The following is a 22,226-nucleotide window of genomic DNA, read 5'->3' on the forward strand; positions in this document are numbered from 1 at the left end:
GCTCTCGAGGCCCTCTCCTACGCTTCCTCCAACACCCCCAGCGGAGATGCCCCATGACTCGTCCCCGCGCCGTGCTCGTCTCCTTGTCCGATACGCCTTGGTATCACGTCGTCACGCGGTGCGTGCGCCGGGCGTATCTCTGCGGCTTCGATCGGCTGACGGGGCGTAGTTTCGAGCATCGGCGCGGGTGGGTGGAGTTGCGGTTGCGTCAGCTCGCGGGGATGTTCGCGATCGATGTCGCGGCCTATGCGGTGATGAGCAATCACGTGCATCTGGTGGTGCGGGTCGATGCCAATCGGGCGGCGGGGTGGTCGGAAGAAATAAAGGGACACCCACTTACCGTTGACGCCCCCAAGGCGCTCTCCTACGCTTCTCCCAACACCCCCAGCGGAGATGCCCCATGACTCGTCCCCGCGCCGCGCTCGTCTCCTTGTCCGATACGCCCTGGTATCACGTCGTCACGCGTTGCGTGCGCCGGGCGTATCTCTGCGGCTTCGATCGGGACGGAAGTAAAGGGACACCCATTTACCGTTGACGCTCCCAAGGCGCTCTCCTACGCTTCATCCAACACCTCCAGCGGAGATGCCCCATGACCCGTCCCCGCGCCTCGCTCGTCTCCTTGTCCGATACGCCCTGGTATCACCTCGTCACGCGCTGCGTGCGACGCGCCTATCTCTGCGGCTTCGATCGGTTGACCGGGCGGAGTTTCGAGCATCGACGCGGCTGGGTGGAGTTGCGGTTGCGTCAGCTCGCCGGGGTGTTCGCGATCGATGTGGCGGCCTATGCAGTGATGAGCAATCACGTGCATCTGGTGGTGCGGGTGGATGCCGATCGGGCGGCGGGGTGGTCGGATGATGAGGTGCTGCGGCGCTGGCGGTGTCTGTTCCGCGGGCCTGTGGTGGTGGAGCGGTTCTTGTCGCCGGCGACGCGGGCGGGGATGACCGAGGCGGAGCTGGATGGGGTCGCGGGGTTGGTCGCGATCTATCGGGCGCGGCTGGCGGATCTCTCGTGGTTCATGCGGGTGTTGAACGAGTCGATCGCGCGGGCGGCGAACCGGGAGGACGGGGTGCGGGGACGGTTCTGGGAGGGGCGCTTTCGCTCGCAGGCGATCCTCGACGAGACGGCGCTGTTGGCGGTGATGGCCTATGTCGATCTCAACCCGATCCGCGCCGGGATCGCGGAGACGCCGGAGGAGAGTGCGCATACCGGGATTGCGGCGCGGATCGCCGCCTTGCGTGCGGGCGATGAGGGTACGGCGATCGGGCAGCACCTCGACGTGGCGTACCGCCCGAATGTCGGGCCGGAGACATCACCAGAGATCTCTCCCGATTCGCAACGACCGATTCCCCACCAGCGCAAGACACCAGCCAGCCACGCACCCACACCACCCGAACCCGAGAACGACGCCTCACCGAACGTCCGCAGCACCAACCTCTGGGAAGCGGCCCTCAACCGCCTCCCCCCTGCCCCACTACTCCCCTTCGGCAACCCCGCCGAGGTCCCGGCGGCGGGGTAAAAGGACACCGGCGGGGTAAAAGGACACCCACTTACCGTTGACGCTCCCAAGGCGCTCTCCTACGCTTCTCTCAACACCTCCAGCGGAGATGCCCCATGACTCGTCCCCGCGCCTCGCTCGTCTCCTTGTCCGATACGCCCTGGTATCACGTCGTCACGCGTTGCGTACGCCGGGCGTATCTCTGTGGCTTCGATCGACTGACCGGACGGAGTTTCGAGCATCGACGCGGCTGGGTGGAGCTGCGGCTACGGCAGCTCGCCGGGGTGTTCGCGATCGATGTGGCGGCCTATGCGGTGATGAGCAATCACGTGCATCTGGTGGTGCGGGTGGATGCCGATCGGGCGGCGGGGTGGTCGGATGCCGAGGTGTTGCGGCGCTGGCGGTGTCTGTTCCGGGGACCGGTGGTGGTGGAGCGGTTTCTGTCGCCTGCAACGCGGGCAGAGATGACTGAGACGGAGCTGGATGGGGTCGCGGGCTTGGTCGAGACTTACCGGGCGCGGCTGGCGGATCTGTCGTGGTTCATGCGGGTGTTGAACGAGTCGATCGCGCGGGCGGCGAATCGGGAGGATGGGGTGCGGGGGCGGTTCTGGGAGGGACGCTTTCGCTCGCAGGCGATCCTCGATGAGACGGCGCTGTTGGCGGTGATGGCCTATGTCGATCTCAACCCGATTCGGGCGGGGATCGCGGAGACGCCGGAGGGGAGTGCGCATACCGGGATCGCGGCGCGGATCGCCGACTTGCGCGCGAACGAAGGTGACACGGCAGGACGATCGTTCGCAGTCATAGAGCGATCGACACCTGAGGTTGGCGAGGCCCCGCCAACGGCGTGCACCGCCGCAGCGCCCGAGACCAACCACGCCGACAGCTCACCAGATGCCCGCAGCACTCACCTCTGGGAGACTGTCCTCGATCGCCTGCCCCCTGCCCCACTACTGCCCTTCGGCAACCCCGCCGAGGTCCCTGCAGCAATCCCCTTCACCTTCGGCGACTATCTGACCCTCGTCGACTCGCTCGGCCGCGCCCTGCATCCGCGCAAGCGCGGGGCGATCCCGGCGGAGCTGCCCGAGATTCTCACCCGGCTCGGCATCGCGCCGGAGCGCTTCGTCGAGCACGCCGGTTTCCTGCTCAAGGGGTTCGGTGCCGCGATCGGTGCGCCAGAGCGACTGACCGCACTCGCCGCACAGCGCGAGTGTCGTTATCTGCGGGGATTGCGGCGCGCCCGGCTGTTGTTCTCGGCCGCTTGAAGGAAGGTCACCCCAGCGTCTCAGGGAAGACTCGCAGCGGACCGTCTTCCGCTCAAGGCCGGTATCATTCGATGGGGAACGCGCCCGTTCAGCCCGCGTGACCGAGGTAGCCCTCGATCATGGGTGTCCATTCCGGGCTCTGGATCATGCGCAGAATCCACCGGTTGACGGTCTCGCGTAGCTCGGTCTCCGGCGGAAGCGCGATGCCGTAATCCTGCCGCAGCAGAATGCCCGGCAGCACACGGAGTTCACCGGCATGCTCCGAGCTGACCAGGTGTCTCAGGATGGGCAGGTCATAGACGACGGCATCCGCCTGCCCGGCGGCGAGCGCGTCCAGTGCCTCGGAGACATCCGCAACCGATCTGTAGCGCACCAGCTTCTGGTCGAGGAAACGGGCGCTGGTGCTGTCCTCGGCCGTCACCACCCGCTTGCCGTAGAGGTCGCTGAGCCCGCTCACGTTCTGCCCCAGCTCGCCCACGGTCAGCGAGCTTGCAATGGCTGCTGTGAAGCTGGAGACGACCACCACACTGGTGAACATCCAGACCAGTCCGATCAGCCGCCCGGCGAAGGTCACGGGGGCCTTGTCGCCATAGCCGACGGTGGTCATGGTGACGGCGGACCACCAGATGCCCGAGCCGATCCCCTTGGCCGGTTTGCCGGAGAACTGTTCGTTGCGGCGACGCTCGGCGAGCCAGACCAGGGCGCCGAGCAAGGTGAGGACACCCAGCAAGGCCGCCAAGGACTGCAAAAAGGCACCCGAAGCGACGCGCCTGAGCGCGGAGAACCAGGTCAGCTCGGGGCGCTGCGGGACCGCCACCCCGAGCCCGGAGGTGAAGAAGGGATGCGTGAAGTCGACCCGCTGCTCGCGCTCGGCGGTGATGGTCAGGGCGGCGGCGGCCGCATCGACCTCTCCAGCGGCAACCGCATCCAACATCTCGTCGAGTCCCATTTCCTTGAACTGGACCCGGAACCCTTCCTCGTCGGCGATACGCCGGATCAGCTCGATGGTGATGCCATCCCAGCTCTTCTCCCGCTTGATGGCGAAGGGCGGCGCATCGCGCGTGGCGATGACGAGTTCGCGCTCGCCCGACGGCTCGTCGGCCCTGCCCTCTGCTGGCGTCATGAGCGACAACAACACGCTCAAGGCAATCAAGATCAGCGGTGATTGACGCCCTACGCTCTTCATGGCGGATACTCCTCGCACGCCTGTCTCGTCCGCCGCGAACCGGCCATGCGCCAGCGGTGCAGCTATCAAACAGCAGCCATACTACTACTACTACAGCCGCATATTTTTTGTGTTGTGATATGTGGACTCAACGGCTTGGTTTTCAAACAACATGAAGTACAGCGAGGTCTCTGGCTGGGAGACGGAACTGGACAGGATCCATCAGCGCCTGGCGGCGTGTTTTCGTCGTCCTGAGCCGCGCGCCCGAGCGCGGGGTTATCTGCAAGGGCTGCTGACGACAGTGCCACGCAAGAACGGTTGGCAGCTGGCCGAAACCTTGGGCGAACGGCGCCCGGACGGGGTGCAGCGCCTGCTCAACACGGCACGCTGGGACGCCGAGGCGGCGCGCGAGGTGCTGCGTGCCTATGTCGTCGAGGCGCTGGGCGACGCCGAGGCGGTGCTGATCGTCGATGAGACCGGTTTCTTGAAGAAGGGCACGCACTCGGTGGGGGTGCAGCGCCAGTACAGCGGCACGGCGGGCCGGGTCGAGAACAGTCAGATCGGGGTGTTTCTGTGTTACGCCAGCCGGCACGGCGCGGCCTTCATCGATCGGGCGCTGTACCTGCCCAAATGTTGGGCGAATGACCCCGCACGCTGCGCCGAGGCCGGCGTCCCGGAGCAGGCACGCCGCTTCCAGACCAAACCAGCCCTGGCGCGTACGATGCTCGAGCGCGCACTCGATGCCGGGGTACCTTGTGGCTGGGTGACGGGCGATGCCGTCTACGGTAAGGATCGCAAGCTGCGCCTGTGGCTCGAGGCGCGCCAACAGCCCTTCGTGCTCGCCGTGGCGGGCAATGAACCGGTGTGGTTCGATGGCCCGCAGACCCATCGTGTCGCGGCACTGGCCAAGGCGCTGCCAGAGACGGCCTGGCAGCGCCACGCCGTCGGCGCCGGGAGCAAGGGCGCGCGCACCTTCGAGTGGGCCTGGGTGCCGCTGTGGCGCCTGCAGCTCAGCGCCGAGGAGCGCGCCTGGGGGCATTGGCTGGTGGTGCGGCGCAACTGCAACCGCCCCGAGGAGCGGGCCTACTACATCGCCTTCGCGCCCCGCGCCGAGGCCACACTCGAGCGCCTGGCCAAGGTCGCCGGGCAGCGCTGGGCGATCGAGGTCGGCTTCGAGCTGGCCAAGCAGCAGTGTGGGCTCGACGAGTATGAGGTGCGCCGCTGGCCGGCTTGGCATCGCCATATCACCCTTGCGCTGCTGGCCCATGCCTGCCTCGTCGTGCTGCAACGACGGGCGAAAAAGGGGGCGCTGTCGCCGGGCGGATCGCACTGACCGCCCCTGAGATCCGGCACCTGCTCGAGGCGCTGTTGTGGCGCGAACGCGCCCCGCCTGATGCTGTCATCGCCTGGTCGGATTGGCGACGACGACATCAGGCGCGGGCCAGGGTCTGTCATTATCGAGCGCGAGGGGCTGGGCCGCCATAATGATGTGCGGCTGTAGTAGTAACAGGAGCGCTGCAGCGGTTGCCTGATACCCGAATGAACGAATGAAAGGACACGCACTGGTGCACTGACAGTTGGGGATCCGCCTGATGCCCTCCCCTCTCACCCATCTCGGCATCGTGCCCGAGCGCTTCGTCGAGCACGCGGATCTCCTGCTCAAGGGTTTCGGGTCGATGATCGACGCACCGGAACGGATAACCTCGATCGGCGGGAGTGTCACTATCTAGCGAGAGGTGTGACTCTAGAACGTCTGAGAGAGACGTCGCTGCCGGGCGAGAACGGCGCCGGACCTCAACGCAGAGCGACCGCCCGCACCTCGGCCGAACCGATGTCCCACACTCGCCGAGCGACAGCAGATGGCGGTCATTCAGCACCCAGTCCATCCGCCAAGCCCGCCAGCATCGAGCCCGAGGTGGTTGGGCCGCCGCTCAGAGATCCGGCCGGGTCTGTCGCTCTCTCAGCTCGCGCCGCTCCTGCGCTTCCACACAAAGCGTTGCGACCGGACGGGCATCGAGCCGCGCCAAGCCAATGGGCTCGCCGGTTTCTTCGCACCACCCATAGCTGCCGTCATCGATGCGGGCAATTGCCGCAGCGATCTTGCCCAAGAGCTTGCGATAGCGATCACGGGTGCGCAGCTCCAAGGCCTGGGCAGCCTCGCGGCTGGCGCGGTCCAATTCATCGCCGACCTCATGATGACTGTCGTGCCCCAACTCTGCGAGAGTCGCCTCGGTCTCGGCGAGTAACGCTGATTGCCAGTCCAGAAGCTTTCGCCTGAAATAGGCCAATTGACGCGGTCCCATATAGCCGTCGTCCATAGGTGGTCCGCCGTCGGCGACATCAGAGGGCGGCGCATGCCGCATGTGCTCAGTGTCTTGCATCGCATCGTCACCGCTTCAGTGGATTGAAAGCCGAGACCGCCGCAACCGGCGAGAGTACAGCCATTGGCAGCGCCACACGACAAACCTCCAGGTCATGCCTCGCGCTCGGCCCGGCGAAACCAGGCCAGTACTCGGTTCAGGTGTGCCTCACCATAGAGACGCGCGAAGCGTTGCGTCTCCTCGTTGCCCAGGTCGCTCAAGACGGCAATGCGCGCCTTGAGAAAAGCCGGGGTCAGCGCCAACGCACACTTGACCTCGATGCAATAACGCCAGCTGGCGTAGTCGCTGGGTATCAGCTCTGCGGCGTAACGTTCGCTGTCATCGACCATGGCATCAGTCCTCGTCATGCTCGGCAAACCAGCGGGGAAATGGGTCTTCGAATGACTTCCAGAGAGCCGCCCCTCCAGCCATTTCCTCGTCGCTGAGGAGACAACGATCGAGGATTTCACGGGTTTGTTCAGGCTCGAGATTCTGGCCGATGAACACGATTTCTTGGCGGCGATCGCCGTACTCACCGTCGAACTCGGCCATAATCCTTGCGCGCTGCTCGGGGTCCGTCGGCCAATGCTCACGGGGTGCGGCGGCCCACCAGATCCCGGCCGGCCCATGGCGCACGATGCCTCCGGCCTGCGACCACTCGCCAGCCGCGTCGGGGCGCGAGGCCAGCCAGAAGAAGCCCTTCGAGCGCAGCACGTTACCAGGCCAATCGGTCTGCAGCGCAGCCGCGAACCGAGTGGGATGAAACGGACGGCGCGCGCGATAAACGAAGCTGCCGATGCCGTACTCCTCAGTTTCCGGTGTATGTTCACCACGCATCTCGGCGAGCCAGCCCGGCGATCGCGCGGCACGAGCGAAGTCGAACCGCCCGGTGCCGATCACCTGGTCAAGCGGAACCTTGCCAAAGCTGGCGTCGAGGATACGCGCATGCCGATTGAGCTGGCGCAAGGCATGTCGGAGTCGTTCACGCTCGGCAGCCGTGATGAGGTCAATCTTGTTGAGGAGGATGACATCGGCGAACTCGACCTGGTCGATCAACAGATCCGAGACGGTACGCCTGTCGTCCTCGCCGAGCGACTCACCGCGAGCTTGGAGGCTTTCGGCATGCTCGAGATCGACATCGAAGTTCACCGCGTCGACCACCGTGACCATGGTGTCCAGGCGGGCGATGTCGGACAGGCTGGTGTCCTCTTGGTCCCGGAAGGTGAAGGTCTCGGCCACCGGCAGCGGCTCGGAAATGCCGGTGGACTCGATCACCAGATAATCGAAACGCCCTTCCTTCGCCAACCGGCTGACCTCGACCAGCAGATCCTCGCGCAGCGTGCAGCAGATGCAGCCATTGCTCATTTCGACCAGTTTCTCCTCGGCGCGATTGAGCTGGACCTCCCTGTTGACCAGGTCGGCGTCGACGTTGACCTCGGACAGATCGTTAACGATGACCGCAACGCGTTGCCCCTCCCGGTTGTTGAGAATGTGGTTGAGCAGTGTGGTCTTGCCGGCACCGAGAAAACCGGACAACACCGTGACCGGCAGTGTCTGTTCGACGGTGGGTTGCGAGTGCATGCGGGCTCTCCTGTGTGCGTACATCGAACGGTTTGAGACGCGGTCTCACGCACGCCAAGGCGGTCAGTGAAACGGATCACCCATCGGCAAGAAGGCGGCTCGCCGATCTTGGCGCGGTGCTGAGCGCCTCCATGGCTCAGCAATCCAGGCAGAACAGAACACGGGTCTGCCCCGAGCCGGCAGTCGGCGGAGAGCGATGCACCAGCCCCCGACCAGCGTTGCCGGGATAGGCATCGCCCTTCAGGATGCCCACCCAGAAGGGCAGGAACCGACACGGCTCGCCGATTCGGACAATGCGCGCATTTGGCGCACCGCTGGCCTGGGCGTCGCGATCGACCTGCTCGTCGGTCAACCACTCGGTGCCCGGTCCGCGATACGTGCACAACAGACGTAGATAAGTGCGATCGACATGGAAACGCGGACAACCATCAGCGTCGGTCGTCTCCAGTCGCACGCTCACCTCGCGCCCCGCGCAAACGGCGAAGAACAGATCCGCCAGCCGTCGCAGGTCGGCGAGCCAGGCACTGAAGGCGCTCGGATTCAGCCCCTGTGCACTCAGAAGCGCACCGATATCCTCGTCGAAGGTCGGCGGCGACGTCCGGCAACGGATATCCGGCAGATCAGTCGCCCGCAGACACGCGACCTCACGCTCGACGGTCTCGATCGGGCGGCGCCGCCACAGACTCAGATTGAGTTCAGGCGCGGTGACATAGCGTAGATCGCAAGGTTGCTCACTGATGAGGTGCCGAGGAGTCTCGGGGGTAGCCAAAGGAGTGCTTGGCATCAGGCCCGCTCGCAACGAGGAAAGTAAAATATGTTATATCATTACTTTTTACCGTCGCATAGATCAGTAAACCCTTATTCAATAGAGGAAAAACCCACTTCAGTCAGCCAACTGGCGACACTGAAGTCGGGAAACCGGATCCCCCAAAAGATCAGTCAGTCACCAACAAAAAATCACCGAAATTAACGAAATTAAAGGACACCCATTTACCTCCAAATTAAGGGACACCCATTTACCAGGGACACCCATTTACCTCGCATTTACCTCAACGTGAACCTGGCCTCGGTACATGTGGCCGTTGTGCTCTGTCGGTTTCGAGATGTAGCCGCCCATCATGTCCTTCGGCACTTCGGCCGCTCGCGGCCCATACAACTCGGCCGTGCTTTCCCGGAACTTGTAGACCAGCTCAAGCGCGCCGGGGTAATCGCGGACGAAAGCCCACGTCACTCCCTGCGCTTCGGCTTTCGTCAAGGGCATGGTTTAGCCCTCCTTGGCCTTACGCTCGATAGCCGCCGGCACGGTTTCGCCGGGCCGAAGCCCATACAGCTCGCGGGCATTGGTCGTTGTCGGGACCGGCGGCAAGTCGCTGCTCGGGCCGTCATCATCCAGGAAAACCGGCTCTTCATCGCCGCCCAGCTCGGCCAGGTCGTCGGTGCTCTCGGCCGCGTCCTGCTCGCTCAAGGCGTCCTCCACGAAAGCGCCGGCGCGCTCGGCTTCATCGGGATCGAACTCGGCCTGGTAGCCAGGCGTGCCGGCGTCGGCCAGCTTCTCGCGCATAGCCTCGTTGGCGGCGGCGGTGTCGTCGATGGCGGGCAGCTCGGACAGCGCATCGTCGGCGGTACGGGTGTTGTCGTTCGCGGTCATGGTTGTTGCTCCTTTCGTAGTTGCTCGGTCGTGATCGTGGTTACTCGGCCGCAGCGGCGGGACCGTTGCGTCCCTTGCTGTAGTCGGGCCGGCCTTTCAGGTCGGGATAGGTCTGCTTGCATGTCGGGAAATTGCTGCACCCCCACCAGAATTGCCCCTTCTTCCGGCTCGGGCGGCGGGAAAGGCCGCTACCGCAGGCCATGCACTTATGCAGGGACGAAACCGGGGCGGCCTCCTTGCCGCCGGCGATGGTCACGGCACCGCTGTTGGCCTTCGCCACCTGGTCCCGGATGAAAGCCTCCTGCTTGGCAACGAATGCCAACAGCTCGGCGGTGCCCTGCTCGATGCCCTTCAACATGCGCTCGTACAGGGCGGTGAGGACGGGGCTTTTCACAACCTCGGGCAGCGCGTCGATCATGCTGCGCCCCAGGGTCTTGCTGACGATCTGCTTGCCCTTGACGGCCAGGAACTCGCGGCGTTTCAACTCCGAAATGATGGAAGCGCGAGTAGCGGACGTGCCGATGCCGTCACCGTCGCGCAGCATATTCTTGTGCTCCGGGTCGCTGACGAACTTGTGGATGTTCTCCATCGCCCGAATCAACGTACCTTCCGTGAATCTGGCCGGCGGCTTTGTTTTCGCATCGCGGCGGGTGGCGTCGATGCAGGCAACTTCGTCACCCTGTTTCATCGCAGGCAGGTTCTGGCTACCGCCGTCCTCGCCCTGGTTCTTGTCGGCATCGTCGTCGCCCTGATCGTACACGTCACGCCAGCCGTTGCGCGTGACCACCTTGCCGGTAGCCGCGAACGTCTCGCCGGCGATCTCCACGCCCACGGTCGTCTGCATGAATTCATGCAGCGGGTAGAACTGCGCCAAGTAGGCCCGAACGATCAGCTCGTAGATGTTGCGTTCGCGCTCGTTGAGGCCATCCTTGTTGCCCTTCTGCATCGTCGGCACGATGCCGTGGTGAGCAGTGATCTTCTCGTCGTTCCAGGTCTTGGACTTAGAGGCTCTATCAAAAGCCCTATGCCCACTCCAAGGCATTCCAGCAAATGAGTGCGAGTCCCAGGAAGAGAAACGCCTCGTGAATATCGGCCCGGCGCTCGAAGCGCATCCGCAATCGGCGGAACTGATGCAGCCACGCCAGCGAGCGTTCGACGACCCAGCGGGTCGTTCCCAGCCCGCTGCCATGTGGGGTGTTGCGTCGCGCGAGCTGCGGTTGGATGTTGCGCGTGCGCAGTGCCGCGCAGTGGGCCTTGGAGTCATAAGCGCGATCGCCCTGCACGCGTTCGGGTCGATGGCGGGGGCGGCCACGCCGTCCGCTACGCACGGGTGTGATGCCATCGACCAGGGCGATGAGTTGCGTGACATCGTAGGCGTTGGCGCCGGTGAGCACGGCATGCAGCGGAATGCCCCGGGCGTCAGTGATCAGATGGTGCTTGCTTCCCGGGCGAGCGCGATCGGTCGGGTTGGGGCCGGTGCACTCACCGCCGCCGACGGCGCGAATCGAGGCGCTGTCGACCAACGCTCGCGACCAGTCGATGCGATCGCTGGCCTCAAGTCGCTCGAGCAGCTTGTAAGAAATTGAAATTAAGGGACACCCATTTACCTCGGAGTACCGAAAGGACCGAAAAGGGACACCCATTTACCTTTACCTCGGCGACCTGACCGTCAGGGATCTGCAGGCTATCCCCGCCCGCGCTCCAGCATCGCCCCAGAGCGCCTCGTCGCGTGCGCCGATTTCCTGCTCAAGGGCTGCGGATGACGGCGGCGCAGCGAAAGAGCTGCGGTGCGCCCGGGTGTCGTCCTCGAGCGCCTGAGTGGAGAGCGCGCCGGCATCCCTGCCGAACGCGTACGCCGTCAAGGCTCAGCGCAGCGCGCCCTCGAGGATCGCCCGCACCTCGGCCGAACCGATGTCGCCGCGCTCACCGAGCGGCAGCAGGTGGTTGTCCTCCAGGCCGGCGACCAAGGTGTCGATCGCGGTGGCGTCGAGCCCGGCGTCGGCGAGCGAGGTCTCGACACCCATGCGCTGGAAGAACGCTCGGGTTTGCGCGATCGCCTGATCGATACGCGCCTCCGGCTCGCCCTGGTCGATCCCGAAGACCCGTTCTGCGTACTGCAGCAGCTTGTCGCGCTTGGCCGCGCGGCGGGCCTGCATCAGCGCAGGGAGCACGATGGTCAGGCTGCGCCCGTGGTCGATGCCGAAGTGCGCGGTCAGCTCGTGACCGATGCGGTGGGTGGCCCAGTCCTGCGGCACGCCACAGCCGATCAGGCCATTGAGCGCGAGCGAGGCGGCCCACATGATGTCGGCGCGCAGCGTCAGATCATTGGGGTCGTCGAGCGCCTTGGGGCCGGTCTCGATCAGGGTCAGCAGCAAGCCCTCAGCGAAGCGATCCTGCACCCGGGCATCGGCGGGATAGGTGAGATACTGCTCGATGACGTGGACGAAGGCGTCGACCACCCCGTTGGCGATCTGGCGCGGCGCCAGGCTGAGGGTGGTGGCGGGGTCGAGGATGGCAAAACGCGGGCGCACCAGCGGGCTGTAGAAGGCGAGCTTGCGCTCCGCTCGGGTCACCACCGCGTTGATATTGGTCTCCGAGCCGGTCGCCGGGAGGGTGAGCACGCAACCCAGCGGCAGCGCCTCACGCACCGGCGCCTGCTCGGCGAGGATCGCCCAGGGGTCGTCACCCGCATAGCACGCGGCGGCGGCGACGAACTTGCTGCCATCGATCACCGAGCCGCCGCCAACGGCGAGCAGATAGTCGAAGCCACCGGCGCGCACCCGCTCGACCGCGCGCATCAGCGTGTCGTAGCGCGGGTTGGGCTCGATGCCACCGAAGGCTTCCCAGTCGAAGCCGGCGAGCGCCGCTGCCACCTGATCATAGACCCCATTGGACTTGATCGAGCCACCGCCATAGAGCATCAGCACCCGCGCCCCAGTGGGGATGGCCTCGGCCAGCGCGGCGATCTGGCCGCTGCCGAAGTGGATGCGGGTTGGGTTCTCGTAGACGAAGTTGTCCATCGCGACTCCTGTGGATTCGGTACAAGGGGCATGCGTTGCCCGTGACCCTATCAGCCTACCCTGCGGCTATCGCAGCCTGAACCGTCGATCCTGCCGATTACTTGCCTTATCCTGCTCAATCCGGGCGAATCTCCCACAAATTATGCCCAATAAAGGATAAGATCCTGCTTCCGGGCCATCACATGAAAAGACACCAGCATGCCGCCAGGACTTCAGCAACCGCTCGCGCGGCTGCGCGCCGCACACCAGGCACGTGCGCGCAGTGGCACCTTCGACACCGAGATCCCCGGGGTCCGCGTGTTCTGGACCGACACCTCTGCGGCTCGCACCCCGATGATCTACGAGCCCGGGATCGTGATCATCGCCGGCGGCCACAAGACCGTCTATCTCGGGCGCACCCGCTTCGGTTACGACCCCAATCACTATCTGATCGTCAGCGTACCCTTGCCGCTCGAATGCGAGACCCACGCCAGTCCGAGCGATCCCCTGCTCGGGTTGTTCATCGCCATCGACTGGACCCTGCTTCACGAGTTGGTCGCGCTGGTCTGCGGCGGACTCGCGCCGCAGCGGCCGCAGGCCGCCGGACTGCCGCGCGGACTCGCGCCGGTGGCGCTCGATGCCGAGATGATCGCCACCACCGGCCGACTGCTGCACGCGCTCGACTCGCCGCTGGAGTCGCAGGTGCTGGGCCGGGCGCTGGTGCGCGAGCTGCACTACCGTGCCCTGCTCGGTCCCCATGGTCCGGCGCTGTGTGCGCTCACCCAGCACCAGGATGCCGATGCACGCATCGCCCGGGCACTGGCGCGCATCCATCGTGACTATGCCAAGGCGCTGAGCGTCGAGTCGCTGGCCGCCGAGGCGCACATGGGCGCCTCGACCTTCCATCGCGCCTTCAAGCAGATCACCGGCGAGACCCCGCTGCGCTATCTCAAGCGCATCCGGCTCGACCGGGCCCGGGCGCTGATCGCCGCCCAGGGGGTGCGCGCGAGCGTCGCCGCCACCCGGGTCGGCTACCAGAGCGCCTCGCAGTTCAGCCGCGAGTTCAAGCGTCACTTCCGGGTCTCGCCGGCGGAGGTGCGACATGCCACGGCGAGCGTCGCCGGCCCGGTCCCCGACGACTCGCGGCCCTGAGCGGACCCGCTCAGTCGCCGTTGCCGCGCCAGTCGGCGAGGCGGATACCGACCAGGCTGGCCACCAGGATGGCGAGATAGAACTGTCCCACCACCGCCTCGATAAAGGCGAAGAAACGCGCCAGCGAGGACACCGGTGCGATGTCGCCGTACCCGACCGTGGTCAGGGTGATGAAGCTGAAATAGACCAGTTCGGGAAAGCCCTGGTACCAGGGACCGGGGCGCAGACCGGCGAAGGCGCTCGGCTCGATCAAGGCGATCAGCATGTAGAGCGTCGCCCAGATCAGTCCCATCAGCAGATAGACGCAAACCGCACCGACGATCTTGTTCCAGTCGACCGAGTCGCCGCGCAGCACCTGCTCCATCGCCAGCCAGCTGGTGAGGATGAGATAACCGAGCAGGAGCAGTAGCCACAGCAGCGCGGTCTCCAGCCAGCGCCCGAGCAGGATCACCACCAGGCTGGCGAGGATCAGCCCCAGCCGGGTACGGAACCAGTGGGTGCGCCGGTTGGTCCCCCAGACCCCGATCGCCAGCGTGGCGACGATTGCCAGCTGCACCAGCAGCTGCCCGAGTTTCAGCCCGAGTTCGTCGGCCAACGCGGTGCCGAACAGCAACACCACCAGGGCGACGGTGAGATAGCCGAAGTTGTCGTGCTCGGTGAGTCGTCGTCTCATGTTCTCTCCAAAGGTGCGCGCCTTGCCCCATGCCCGGACGGCGACTAGCATCGATCCCTTTTCGCGCGCCTGCGCATCCTCACCACAGGAGCCCCCGAGTGGAACCCGCCGTCGACAGCCCCGATGAATACTGGATACGCCACGCGCTGCGTCTGGCCGAGCGTGCGGCACAACAGGGCGAGGTCCCGGTCGGCGCGGTGGTGGTGCGCGACGGACAGTGCATCGGCGAGGGCTGGAACCGCCCGATCGCCGACAGCGACCCCAGCGCCCACGCCGAGATCCAGGCGCTGCGCGACGCCGGACGCCGGCTCGCCAATTATCGCCTGCCCGAGACCACGCTCTACGTCACCCTGGAACCCTGCGTGATGTGCGCCGGGGCCATCATCCATGCCCGTGTCGGCGCGGTGGTCTATGGCGCAACCGACCCCAAGGCCGGGGCCTGCGGCAGCGTCTTCGACCTGCTGCCCTCGGATGCACGCTTCAACCATCGCACCGAGTGTCGCGGCGGGGTGCTCGCTGCGGACTGCGGCGAGCTGTTGCGTGACTTCTTCCGCACCCGACGCCGGGCCGCGCGCGCCGCCCGCGCCGCCCGCGACGCGCTCAGGCCGTGAAGTCGACCACCACCGCAGTGACGTTGTCGTGACCGCCGGCCTCGCAGGCGGCCCGTACCAGCGCCTGGGCGGCGATCTCGGCGGGATGGATCTGTGAGAGGATACGGGCGATCTCGTCGCCGGCAAGGTCGCGATTCAGCCCGTCGCTGCACAATAGGTATCGATCGCCCGCGCACAGCGACTCGGTGCGCCGCTCGAACTCGAGCCGGGCGTCGGCGCCGACGGCGCGCACCAGCACGCTCGAGAGCGGGTGCAGCTCGGCCTCCTCGGGCGAGAGCAGCCCCATATCGACCAGCGCCTGGACCTGGGAGTGATCGCGGCTGAGCTGCTCGAGCACGCCGGCGCGCAACCGATAGATACGGCTGTCGCCGGCCCAGCACAGCGCAGCGCGATCACCAACAGCGAGCAAGGCCGCGACCGTGCTGCCGCAGAGCGCCTCGAGCACGCCCTCGGCGCTCGCCACCAGCTCGCGGTTGACCGCACGCAGCGTCCGCTCCAGCGTCTCCAGCCCCGACTCCAGCTCGAGTGCGCGCTCCAGCCGTCCCAACCGACTGACGATCAGCCGGCTCGCCTCAGCGCCGTCGCGATGCCCGCCCATGCCATCAGCCACCGCCCAGAGCCCCAGCTCCGGACGATCCAGATAGGCGTCCTGATTGTCCCGCCGCACCCGACCGGCATCGCTGATGCCGCCCGAGTTCCAACACAAGCCCTTCGACCAGGGTGCCATGATTCGATCCACCTCTCGTCCGCCGACCATGGCGGTTTCGATCTTCCATTGTGCTGCCGCCGACCCACATTGCGTCGACGACGATCAAGCCGCATAGACTGTATAGCGAACGCCATGACGTCAACGCGGATGTACGATTGCGACCCGTGGAGGCAGCGGATGGGCCAGGAGATCGCCAGCGACCGGTTCAGCGAGGCCGATCTCGCGCGCTTCACCACCCGGTTGCGCGAGGAGACCGCACTGCTCGGGCGCTGGTTCGCCGAGGGGCGGATCGCGCGCGCGCCCCCGATGCTCGGCTTTGAGCTCGAGGCCTGGCTGGTCGACACCGCGATGCACCCGGCCCCGCGCGCCCCGGCGCTGCTCGATGCGCTCGCCGATCCCCGGGTGGTCCCGGAGCTTTCGGTGTTCAACATCGAGTTCAACGGCACCCCGCTCGCACTCGGCGCGACGACCCTCTCACAGCTCGCCACGACGCTCGGCGAGCCGCTCGAGCGCGCCCAGCGGGTGGGCGAGGAACTCGGGCTGCGGGTGGTCACCATCGGCACCCTGCCGACGATCGGCGCCGAGCAGCTCGACATCGAGGCGATGTCGCCGCTGGCGCGCTATCGCGCGCTCAACGCCCGTATCTTCGCGCTGCGCCAGGGGCGAGCGCTGTCGCTGATCATCGACGGCGACGAACCGCTCGAGCTGCACTGGCACGACGTCATGCTCGAGGCCGCCGGGACCTCCTTCCAGATCCATCTGCAGGTCGCCCCCGAGCACGCCGCCCGGGTCTACAACGCCTCCAAGATCCTCAGCGGCCCGCTGGTGGCGATCAGCGCCAACTCGCCCTTCCTGTTCGGTCATGCGCTGTGGGAGGAGACGCGGATCGCGCTGTTCGAGCAGGCGGTCTCGGTCGGCGGCGCGATCCTCCAGGAACGGGTCAACTTCGGCCAGCGCTATGCCGCGCACTCGATCCTCGAGACCTTCGAGGCGAATCTCGCGCGTTATCCGGTCCTGCTGCCGCAGTGCAGCGACGAGCCGCCCGAGGCGCTCGCCCACCTGCGCCTGCACAACGGCACCATCTGGCGCTGGAACCGGCCACTGATCGGCTTCGACGACGCCGGCCGCCCGCATCTGCGCATCGAGCATCGGGTGATCCCCGCCGGTCCCACGGTTGCAGACGCCATCGCCAACACCGCGCTCTATCTCGGCGCGGTGCACGCGCTCAGCCACGACCCGCGACCACCGGAGCAGCGACTGCCCTTCCCCCTGGCGATGGCCGGTTTCTACGACTGCGCCCGCGCCGGGCTCGGCGCGCGCATCCGCTGGCTCGACGGGCGCGAGCACGAGGTCGCCACCATCCTCCGCGACGACCTGCTGCCGCGCGCCCATCGCGGGCTGGAGGCGTTGGGGATGGGCGCAGACGAGCGCCGACACTGGCTCGACATCATCGCCCAGCGTCTCGCCCGGCGACGCACCGGCGCGGCCTGGCAACGCGCCTGGGTGGCGCGCCACGGCCACGACATGCATGGGTTGACCGCCGCCTATCTGGCACGCCAGCGCGCCGGTCACCCGGTGCACCAATGGAGCATCGACTGAACCAGGGACGACCATCCCGAGGACGCAGAGACCATCGCCATGCTGCAACAGCTCGACCACCTGCCGGAGGGACTGCTCGAGACCCCGGCGCCCGGACTCGAGGCCCTGCTCGGCGGCCCGACCCTGATCCATCTTCCGGGACAGCGCCAGGCGCCGCTATTCGTCTCGGTGCTGCTCCACGGCAACGAGACCGTCGGCTGGGAGGCGGTGCGCGCCCTGCTCGCCGCGCGTCTGACCCGCTACGGCGCGCTGCGCCTGCCCCGTGCGCTGAGCCTGTTCATCGGCAATGTCGCCGCCGCCGCCCACGGCGTCCGGCGGCTGCCCGGACAACCGGACTACAACCGGGTGTGGCCCGGTGCCGCGCCCGACCATGGCCCGGAGCAGCTGATGATGGCCCAGGTGGTCGAGACCATGCGTGCACGCGCGCCCTTCGCCAGCGTCGACCTGCACAACAACACCGGGCGCAACCCGCACTATGGCTGCGTCAACGTGCTCGAACCTCGGACACTGCAGTTGGCGAACCTGTTCGCCCGCACCCTGGTCTATTTCACCAGCCCCACCGGGGTGCAGTCACAGGCCTTCATCGGCATCTGTCCGGCGGTCACGGTGGAGTGCGGCAAGGTCGGCGAGCAGAGTGGTATCGACCACGCGCGCGAGTTCGTCGGCGCCCTGCTCCAGCTCACCGAGCTGCCGGCACGCCCGCCGCCGGCACGTGAGTTCGACCTGTTCGAGACCGTCGCCCGCGCCCGCGTCCCGCCCGAGGTACACTTCGGCTTCCCCCCCGAGCAGGCCGACCTGGTGCTCGACCCCGCGCTCGAACAGCTCAACTTCTGCGAGCTGCCGGCGGGCATGGCCTTCGGTCGGGTGCGCCCCGGCAAGGGGCTCTGTGTCGAGGTGCACGACGCCGAGGGCCGAGACCTGAGCGCGCAGTTCTTCAGGCTCGATGGCGATGCGCTGTTGCTGCGCCGCCCGGCGATGCCCTCGATGCTCACCCGCAACGAGGTGGTGATCCGCCAGGACTGTCTCTGTTATCTGATGATCCGTCGCGAACCGCCGCTGGCCGTACGCGACGATTGAGCGGGCTCAACCCGAGGCCGGACGCGGCGAGCCCGTGACCAGGCGGCGCAACCGATACCACAGCCAGCCGAGATGTTCGTGGAGCGCGTAGTAGCTGACCACGAAGCCGCGCGCCGAGGGCAGCCAGTCACGATAGTTCCAGTCATCCGGGTCGGGGTCGTGGAGAAACCCGGTGGGCGCGGCGATCGGCGCCAGACCGACCTCCTCGAACACCCGCAACGCGCGTCTCAGGTGCCAGGCATCGGAGACCAGCAGGATGCGTCGATGGCCGTCGTGCGCGAGCATCGGCGCCGAATAGGCGGCGTTCTCCCAGGTGTTGAGGCTCCGCGCTTCGATCCCGGCGACCGTGATGCCGTACTCCTCGAGCAACACCTCGGCCATCAGCCGGGCAATCGGTGGGTCCTCCGGCGGCGGGCTACCGCCGCTGACATAGAGCGGCAACCCGGTGGCGCGCTGCAGATGCGCGGCGTAGCGCAGACGACGCAGGGTGGCGCTGTCGACGCTCTCGCCGCCGTACTCCGGGGCCGCGCTCGTACGCCCGGCGCTGAGCACCAGGATCGCCTCGGCATCGGTCGGGATCGGGTGACCGGGGGTGGCGAGCGGCGCATGTCGCTCCAGCGGCGCCATCAGCCAGGCGCCGACGGCCGGCAGGCTCATCGCCGCGAGCGCCAGGGTGGCGGTCAGCAGCAGCACCCGCCCCACCCCGCCCTGCACCAGCAGCGCGGCCAGCAACAACGCCAGCACCAGGATGCCGGGCGGCATCAGCAGGCTCTTGAGTACGCTGTAGAGCACGCTCATGCGCGCCGGGGGCGGCGCCTCACAGCGGCGCCTGCAGGTCGGCATGATAGGAGGAGCGGACCATGGCGCCGCTGGCGACATTGCGAAACCCCATCGCCTCGCCATCTTCGCGCAGGGCGTCGAACTCCTCCGGGGTCCAGTAACGACGCACCGGCAGGTGCGCGCGCGAGGGCTGCAGATACTGTCCGAGGGTGAGCATGTCGCAGCCGTGCTCGCGCAGCGCGCGCATCACCTCCAGCACCTCGTCGCGGGTCTCGCCGAGCCCGAGCATCAACCCCGACTTGGTGAGCACATCGGGGTGGCGCGCCTTGAACGCCTCAAGCAGTCGCAGCGAGCCGGCATAGTCGGCACCGGGCCGGGCCTCGCGATAGAGCCTGGGCACGGTCTCGAGGTTGTGGTTGAAGACGTCGGGCACCGCGTCGTCGACGAAGCAGTCGAGCGCGACCGACTCGCGACCGCGGAAGTCCGGCACCAGCACCTCGACGCGGATCCCCGCCTCCTGGGCGCGCACCGCGCGCACGCAGGCGGCGAAGTGAGCCGCGCCGCCATCGCGCAGGTCATCGCGATCGACCGAGGTGATGACCGCATAGCGCAGCCCCATCGCCGCGATCGAACTGGCCAGGTGCTCGGGCTCGGCGGGATCGGGCGGCTCGGGACGACCGTGGGCGACGTCGCAGAAGGGACAACGGCGGGTGCAGACATCGCCGAGGATCATGAAGGTGGCGGTGCCGTGGTTGAAGCACTCACCGAGGTTCGGGCACATCGCCTCCTCGCACACGGTGGCGAGCTTGTGCTCGCGCATCAGCGCCTTGATGCGCCGCACCTCGGCGCCGAGCGGGGCGCGCGCGCGGATCCAGGCGGGCTTGCGCAGCACCGGGGCATCGGTCGCGACCTTGACCGGGATGCGGGCGAGCTTGTCGCGGCCGCGCTGGTGGGTCTCTGGGGTCGCGCGCGAGGGCGCGCGCAGCGGATCCTGATCTGACATGGACGGGTTCCCGGCCTCGCGCTCACACGAGGCTGTTGCGGTTGACGACATCCGCATCATCATCGGGGAGACGAGACGGCGAAACAAGCGCGACCAGAGTCAGGTCGCGCCGGCCAACGGAGGACGGGAATCAGTCCTCGGGCGGCAGCAACCGATCGACGAGGATCGCAAACCAGGGAGTGAACCACTCCGGGTGCATGCGCAGGGCGCGACGGATCGCCGCCACCGACATCCACCGCCAGGCGCCGACCTCGGCGGGGTCGGGCTGTGGGGTCTCGGTGAAGTGACCGTGGTAGATATGCAGGTATTCGTGCTCGATCAGGCCCGAGGCCTGATCCTCGGCGCGATAGATCAGCTCGTTGCGCTCGGTGAGCGGGACGCGGAAGCCGAATTCTTCCTTGAGCCGCCGACCGGCGCCGGCGACCGTGGTCTCGCCCGGGCGCGGGTGGCCGCAACAGGTGTTCGACCAGCGGTTGGCGAAGTGATACTTGGCATCGGCGCGGCGCTGCAGCAACAGCTCGCCACGGGCGTTGAACACCAGGATCGAGAAGGCGCGATGGAGTCGGCCGTCGACGTGCACCTCCAGCTTGCCGGCCGGACCGATCTCGCGATCCTCGCGGTCGACGACGATCAGCTGCTCGCTGGCGTCGCGTCGGGCGACCTGCTCGAGTTCGGCGGCATTCAGGGGCGGAAGGACTTGGGCGGTCAAGGTCTCACCTCCAGCGCGCTCCCGCCCCACCAGGCGCGCGACGGGGTGCGGGAGACGTCGTTCGGATTCAGGGTCGGATCGGGGCGCCGACGACTCAGCGCGTCCCGAAGGCGTCGATGGCCGCGCGCAGCTCGACGTGCTCGGCGGCATAGTCTAGCAGGGGAACGCCCTGGGCGATCGCCTCCCAGGCCTGACGAATGCTCGCCGCACCACCACGCGGGCCATGCGGATGGCCGAACACGCCGCGCCCCGGCACGAAGCCGAAGTCGACGGTGCCGAGCTTGTCGTGGACCCTTGCAAGGGTGAGCGCGTTGTCGCTGCCGCCCGGGACCGGCAGACTTGGCAACAGCTCGCCCATGGGCTCGAGACAGGCAGCGGCGTTGGCGCGCACCTCGTCGTCGGAGGTGAACATGCGCGAACCGAAGCCGGGCATGATGACGACGTCGAACCCGGCCAGACGCTGCAGCTTGGCAAACACCCGCGAGTGGATGCCGAAGCGCTCCATGCGACTGAAGGGCGCGATGAAGGGGAAGTGGGCAACCAGCGGCACCTGGGTGTGCTCGCGCAGCATACGCACCGCGCTCAGGCCCACCGGCATGGCGTTGACCAGCAGCGCGTTGGCGCCGCGGGCAACGGCACGATCGTGCAGCTCGATCAGGTTCTCGACCTCGTCGGTGACATTGGCGAGATAGATCTTGGGGGTGCCGGTCTCGGCCTCGGCGCGACGCCGCGCGGTGCCGAGCAGCTCGGCGCGACGCTCGAGCGGACACCAGTCGGTGTCGGCGAGCATCTCGTCGTCCTTGGCGATGTCGAGCCCACCGAGCCAGCCCTGGTAGCCGAGTTCGCTGAAGGCCTCGGGCGGCAGACCGATGTTGGGTTTGATGACACCGAAGAAGATCGGCCGATCATAGGCCTGGAGCCGATCGCGCAGCCCCTGGACGCCGAACTTGGGTCCGGGGAACTGGGCCAGATAGGCCGCCGGGAAATGGATGTCGAGCAGCTTGACCACCGGCGCGCCGGGCGAGAAGAAGGTGCCCTCGCCGCACACCGCGCTCAGCAGGTTGGGGATGCGCGGGCCGAAGTTGCGATGGGGATGGGCGATGCGCACCCGGCAGGCGGAGACGCCGGCGGTGACCTCGGGTTCGAGGCCATAGCTGAAGCCCGGACGGTCTCGCTCCAGCACCTCGAGTTCGACCGCGCGCGCGCCGAAGCGCGGGCGCAGGTCCTCGTCGCTGCCGACGCGGCGCCACTGCGCGGTGGACTGCTCAGCGCAGAAGTGCGCGACCGCCTCGCGCGGATCGCCGCTGCATTCGAGGTAGTAGTCGAGCAGGATGTAGTCGTCGGCCACCAGCTCGTCGAGCGTGGCGAAGAAGCCCTCGCAATCGGCAGGGGTCATGGGA

22 protein-coding genes and 3 pseudogenes are annotated in these 22,226 nt (G+C 67.0%); 9 read left to right on the top strand and 16 right to left on the bottom strand.

The genetic code is table 11. The features are described from left to right. Window positions 1-53: 53 nt before the first annotated feature. The 3 genes and pseudogenes from MARPU_RS12860 to MARPU_RS12870 all read left to right on the top strand — a co-directional run. A pseudogene (locus MARPU_RS12860) lies at window positions 54-317 on the top strand (hypothetical protein); the annotation flags it as partial. Window positions 318-589: 272 nt separating this feature from the next. Then, window positions 590-1,507: pseudogene (locus tag MARPU_RS12865) on the top strand (transposase); the annotation flags it as partial. A 104-nt stretch (window positions 1,508-1,611) separates the two neighbouring features. Beyond that, window positions 1,612-2,760, top strand: coding sequence for a transposase (locus tag MARPU_RS12870; protein WP_005221548.1), 1,149 nt, complete (start codon window positions 1,612-1,614; stop codon window positions 2,758-2,760). Window positions 2,761-2,848: 88 nt separating this feature from the next. Here the strand turns inward: MARPU_RS12870 and MARPU_RS12875 are convergent, their stop codons facing one another. After that, window positions 2,849-3,946: a transporter substrate-binding domain-containing protein gene (locus MARPU_RS12875; protein WP_005221546.1), complete on the bottom strand. Its 1,098-nt coding sequence runs from the start codon at window positions 3,944-3,946 to the stop codon at window positions 2,849-2,851. Window positions 3,947-4,097: 151 nt separating this feature from the next. Here MARPU_RS12875 and MARPU_RS12880 point away from each other — a divergent pair, with 151 nt between their 5' ends. Both MARPU_RS12880 and MARPU_RS17740 read left to right on the top strand, forming a co-directional pair. Continuing rightward, window positions 4,098-5,258: an IS701 family transposase gene (locus MARPU_RS12880; RefSeq protein WP_005221544.1), complete on the top strand. Its 1,161-nt coding sequence runs from the start codon at window positions 4,098-4,100 to the stop codon at window positions 5,256-5,258. A gap of 259 nt (window positions 5,259-5,517) precedes the next feature. Then, window positions 5,518-5,655 carry a hypothetical protein gene (locus MARPU_RS17740; RefSeq protein WP_005221542.1) on the top strand — a complete coding sequence of 46 codons (138 nt, stop codon included), beginning with the start codon at window positions 5,518-5,520 and terminating at the stop codon, window positions 5,653-5,655. 201 nt (window positions 5,656-5,856) lie between these two features. Here MARPU_RS17740 and dksA read toward each other — a convergent pair whose 3' ends face one another. The 9 genes and pseudogenes from dksA to MARPU_RS12930 form a co-directional block, all read right to left on the bottom strand. After that, window positions 5,857-6,243: an RNA polymerase-binding protein DksA gene (dksA, locus tag MARPU_RS12885; RefSeq protein ID WP_005221540.1), complete on the bottom strand. Its 387-nt coding sequence runs from the start codon at window positions 6,241-6,243 to the stop codon at window positions 5,857-5,859. Between the two features lie 155 nt (window positions 6,244-6,398). Beyond that, window positions 6,399-6,635, bottom strand: coding sequence for a hypothetical protein (locus MARPU_RS12890; protein ID WP_005221538.1), 237 nt, complete (start codon window positions 6,633-6,635; stop codon window positions 6,399-6,401). Window positions 6,636-6,639: 4 nt separating this feature from the next. Next, complete coding sequence (zigA, locus tag MARPU_RS12895) at window positions 6,640-7,866, bottom strand: zinc metallochaperone GTPase ZigA (RefSeq protein ID WP_005221536.1); 1,227 nt, start codon at window positions 7,864-7,866, stop codon at window positions 6,640-6,642. Between the two features lie 136 nt (window positions 7,867-8,002). Beyond that, window positions 8,003-8,635 carry a DUF1826 domain-containing protein gene (locus MARPU_RS12900; RefSeq protein WP_232229469.1) on the bottom strand — a complete coding sequence of 211 codons (633 nt, stop codon included), beginning with the start codon at window positions 8,633-8,635 and terminating at the stop codon, window positions 8,003-8,005. Between the two features lie 264 nt (window positions 8,636-8,899). Continuing rightward, a complete protein-coding gene (locus tag MARPU_RS12905) occupies window positions 8,900-9,127 on the bottom strand; it encodes a hypothetical protein (RefSeq protein ID WP_005221529.1) in 228 nt (75 codons plus the stop codon). A gap of 3 nt (window positions 9,128-9,130) precedes the next feature. After that, entirely contained in the window at window positions 9,131-9,514 is a 384-nt protein-coding gene (locus MARPU_RS12910; RefSeq protein ID WP_005221527.1) for a hypothetical protein, read from the bottom strand. Window positions 9,515-9,554: 40 nt separating this feature from the next. Continuing rightward, on the bottom strand, window positions 9,555-10,556 hold the full coding sequence (locus MARPU_RS12915; RefSeq protein ID WP_025275335.1) for a DNA topoisomerase: 1,002 nt from the start codon (window positions 10,554-10,556) through the stop codon (window positions 9,555-9,557). Continuing rightward, a pseudogene (locus MARPU_RS12920) lies at window positions 10,537-11,085 on the bottom strand (IS5 family transposase); the annotation flags it as partial. The pseudogene MARPU_RS12920 and the gene MARPU_RS12915, both read right to left, overlap by 20 nt. A 294-nt stretch (window positions 11,086-11,379) precedes the next feature. Then, complete coding sequence (locus tag MARPU_RS12930; protein WP_005221522.1) at window positions 11,380-12,534, bottom strand: iron-containing alcohol dehydrogenase; 1,155 nt, start codon at window positions 12,532-12,534, stop codon at window positions 11,380-11,382. Window positions 12,535-12,732: 198 nt separating this feature from the next. On the opposite strand from MARPU_RS12930, the gene MARPU_RS12935 reads away from it, so the two are divergent. Next, entirely contained in the window at window positions 12,733-13,665 is a 933-nt protein-coding gene (locus MARPU_RS12935; RefSeq protein WP_005221521.1) for an AraC family transcriptional regulator, read from the top strand. 10 nt (window positions 13,666-13,675) lie between these two features. Here the strand turns inward: MARPU_RS12935 and MARPU_RS12940 are convergent, their stop codons facing one another. Beyond that, window positions 13,676-14,338, bottom strand: coding sequence for a potassium channel family protein (locus MARPU_RS12940; RefSeq protein WP_025275338.1), 663 nt, complete (start codon window positions 14,336-14,338; stop codon window positions 13,676-13,678). A gap of 98 nt (window positions 14,339-14,436) precedes the next feature. Here MARPU_RS12940 and tadA point away from each other — a divergent pair, with 98 nt between their 5' ends. Beyond that, window positions 14,437-14,949, top strand: coding sequence for a tRNA adenosine(34) deaminase TadA (gene tadA, locus MARPU_RS12945; protein ID WP_005221519.1), 513 nt, complete (start codon window positions 14,437-14,439; stop codon window positions 14,947-14,949). Here tadA and MARPU_RS12950 read toward each other — a convergent pair. Beyond that, window positions 14,939-15,676, bottom strand: a complete 738-nt coding sequence (locus MARPU_RS12950) for a PP2C family protein-serine/threonine phosphatase (protein WP_005221518.1) — start codon at window positions 15,674-15,676, stop codon at window positions 14,939-14,941. The two genes, tadA and MARPU_RS12950, sit on opposite strands and share 11 nt — an antisense overlap. Window positions 15,677-15,835: 159 nt before the next feature. Between MARPU_RS12950 and MARPU_RS12955 the strand changes: the two genes are divergently transcribed. Together MARPU_RS12955 and MARPU_RS12960 are read left to right on the top strand one after the other, a co-directional pair. Next, window positions 15,836-17,257: a glutamate-cysteine ligase family protein gene (locus MARPU_RS12955; RefSeq protein ID WP_005221517.1), complete on the top strand. Its 1,422-nt coding sequence runs from the start codon at window positions 15,836-15,838 to the stop codon at window positions 17,255-17,257. A gap of 39 nt (window positions 17,258-17,296) precedes the next feature. Further along, the gene (locus MARPU_RS12960) at window positions 17,297-18,334 is read left to right on the top strand and encodes a M14 family metallopeptidase (protein WP_005221516.1); all 1,038 of its coding nucleotides are present in this window, start codon (window positions 17,297-17,299) and stop codon (window positions 18,332-18,334) included. A 6-nt stretch (window positions 18,335-18,340) separates the two neighbouring features. On the opposite strand, the gene MARPU_RS12965 is transcribed toward MARPU_RS12960, so the two are convergent. The 4 genes from MARPU_RS12965 to MARPU_RS12980 form a co-directional block, all read right to left on the bottom strand. Next, entirely contained in the window at window positions 18,341-19,177 is an 837-nt protein-coding gene (locus MARPU_RS12965; RefSeq protein WP_232229470.1) for a YdcF family protein, read from the bottom strand. Further along, window positions 19,152-20,117 (bottom strand): lipoyl synthase, encoded by a 966-nt coding sequence (lipA, locus tag MARPU_RS12970; protein WP_005221512.1) that lies wholly within the window; start codon window positions 20,115-20,117, stop codon window positions 19,152-19,154. Before lipA ends, MARPU_RS12965 begins: the two co-directional genes overlap by 26 nt. Before the next feature lie 130 nt (window positions 20,118-20,247). Beyond that, window positions 20,248-20,826: an isopentenyl-diphosphate Delta-isomerase gene (gene idi / locus MARPU_RS12975; protein ID WP_005221510.1), complete on the bottom strand. Its 579-nt coding sequence runs from the start codon at window positions 20,824-20,826 to the stop codon at window positions 20,248-20,250. Between the two features lie 94 nt (window positions 20,827-20,920). Beyond that, on the bottom strand, window positions 20,921-22,222 hold the full coding sequence (locus MARPU_RS12980) for a RuBisCO large subunit C-terminal-like domain-containing protein (protein WP_005221509.1): 1,302 nt from the start codon (window positions 22,220-22,222) through the stop codon (window positions 20,921-20,923). Between the last annotated feature and the right edge of the window lie 4 nt (window positions 22,223-22,226).

It is taken from the genome of Marichromatium purpuratum 984 (assembly GCF_000224005.2).
GTDB lineage: Bacteria > Pseudomonadota > Gammaproteobacteria > Chromatiales > Chromatiaceae > Marichromatium > Marichromatium purpuratum.

What these genes read in the sequence shown, in the direction of transcription:
- MARPU_RS12870 (WP_005221548.1), top strand. Translation starts at nt 1,612, where the DNA reads ATGACTCGTCCCCGCGCCTCGCTCGTCTCCTTGTCCGATACGCCCTGG.
- MARPU_RS12875 (WP_005221546.1), bottom strand. Translation starts at nt 3,946, where the DNA reads ATGAAGAGCGTAGGGCGTCAATCACCGCTGATCTTGATTGCCTTGAGC.
- MARPU_RS12880 (WP_005221544.1), top strand. Translation starts at nt 4,098, where the DNA reads ATGAAGTACAGCGAGGTCTCTGGCTGGGAGACGGAACTGGACAGGATC.
- MARPU_RS17740 (WP_005221542.1), top strand. Translation starts at nt 5,518, where the DNA reads ATGCCCTCCCCTCTCACCCATCTCGGCATCGTGCCCGAGCGCTTCGTC.
- dksA (WP_005221540.1), bottom strand. Translation starts at nt 6,243, where the DNA reads ATGGACGACGGCTATATGGGACCGCGTCAATTGGCCTATTTCAGGCGA.
- MARPU_RS12890 (WP_005221538.1), bottom strand. Translation starts at nt 6,635, where the DNA reads ATGGTCGATGACAGCGAACGTTACGCCGCAGAGCTGATACCCAGCGAC.
- zigA (WP_005221536.1), bottom strand. Translation starts at nt 7,866, where the DNA reads ATGCACTCGCAACCCACCGTCGAACAGACACTGCCGGTCACGGTGTTG.
- MARPU_RS12905 (WP_005221529.1), bottom strand. Translation starts at nt 9,127, where the DNA reads ATGCCCTTGACGAAAGCCGAAGCGCAGGGAGTGACGTGGGCTTTCGTC.
- MARPU_RS12910 (WP_005221527.1), bottom strand. Translation starts at nt 9,514, where the DNA reads ATGACCGCGAACGACAACACCCGTACCGCCGACGATGCGCTGTCCGAG.
- MARPU_RS12915 (WP_025275335.1), bottom strand. Translation starts at nt 10,556, where the DNA reads ATGCCTTGGAGTGGGCATAGGGCTTTTGATAGAGCCTCTAAGTCCAAG.
- MARPU_RS12930 (WP_005221522.1), bottom strand. Translation starts at nt 12,534, where the DNA reads ATGGACAACTTCGTCTACGAGAACCCAACCCGCATCCACTTCGGCAGC.
- MARPU_RS12935 (WP_005221521.1), top strand. Translation starts at nt 12,733, where the DNA reads ATGCCGCCAGGACTTCAGCAACCGCTCGCGCGGCTGCGCGCCGCACAC.
- MARPU_RS12940 (WP_025275338.1), bottom strand. Translation starts at nt 14,338, where the DNA reads ATGAGACGACGACTCACCGAGCACGACAACTTCGGCTATCTCACCGTC.
- MARPU_RS12950 (WP_005221518.1), bottom strand. Translation starts at nt 15,676, where the DNA reads ATGGCACCCTGGTCGAAGGGCTTGTGTTGGAACTCGGGCGGCATCAGC.
- MARPU_RS12955 (WP_005221517.1), top strand. Translation starts at nt 15,836, where the DNA reads ATGGGCCAGGAGATCGCCAGCGACCGGTTCAGCGAGGCCGATCTCGCG.
- MARPU_RS12960 (WP_005221516.1), top strand. Translation starts at nt 17,297, where the DNA reads ATGCTGCAACAGCTCGACCACCTGCCGGAGGGACTGCTCGAGACCCCG.
- MARPU_RS12965 (WP_232229470.1), bottom strand. Translation starts at nt 19,177, where the DNA reads ATGCCGACCTGCAGGCGCCGCTGTGAGGCGCCGCCCCCGGCGCGCATG.
- lipA (WP_005221512.1), bottom strand. Translation starts at nt 20,117, where the DNA reads ATGTCAGATCAGGATCCGCTGCGCGCGCCCTCGCGCGCGACCCCAGAG.
- MARPU_RS12980 (WP_005221509.1), bottom strand. Translation starts at nt 22,222, where the DNA reads ATGACCCCTGCCGATTGCGAGGGCTTCTTCGCCACGCTCGACGAGCTG.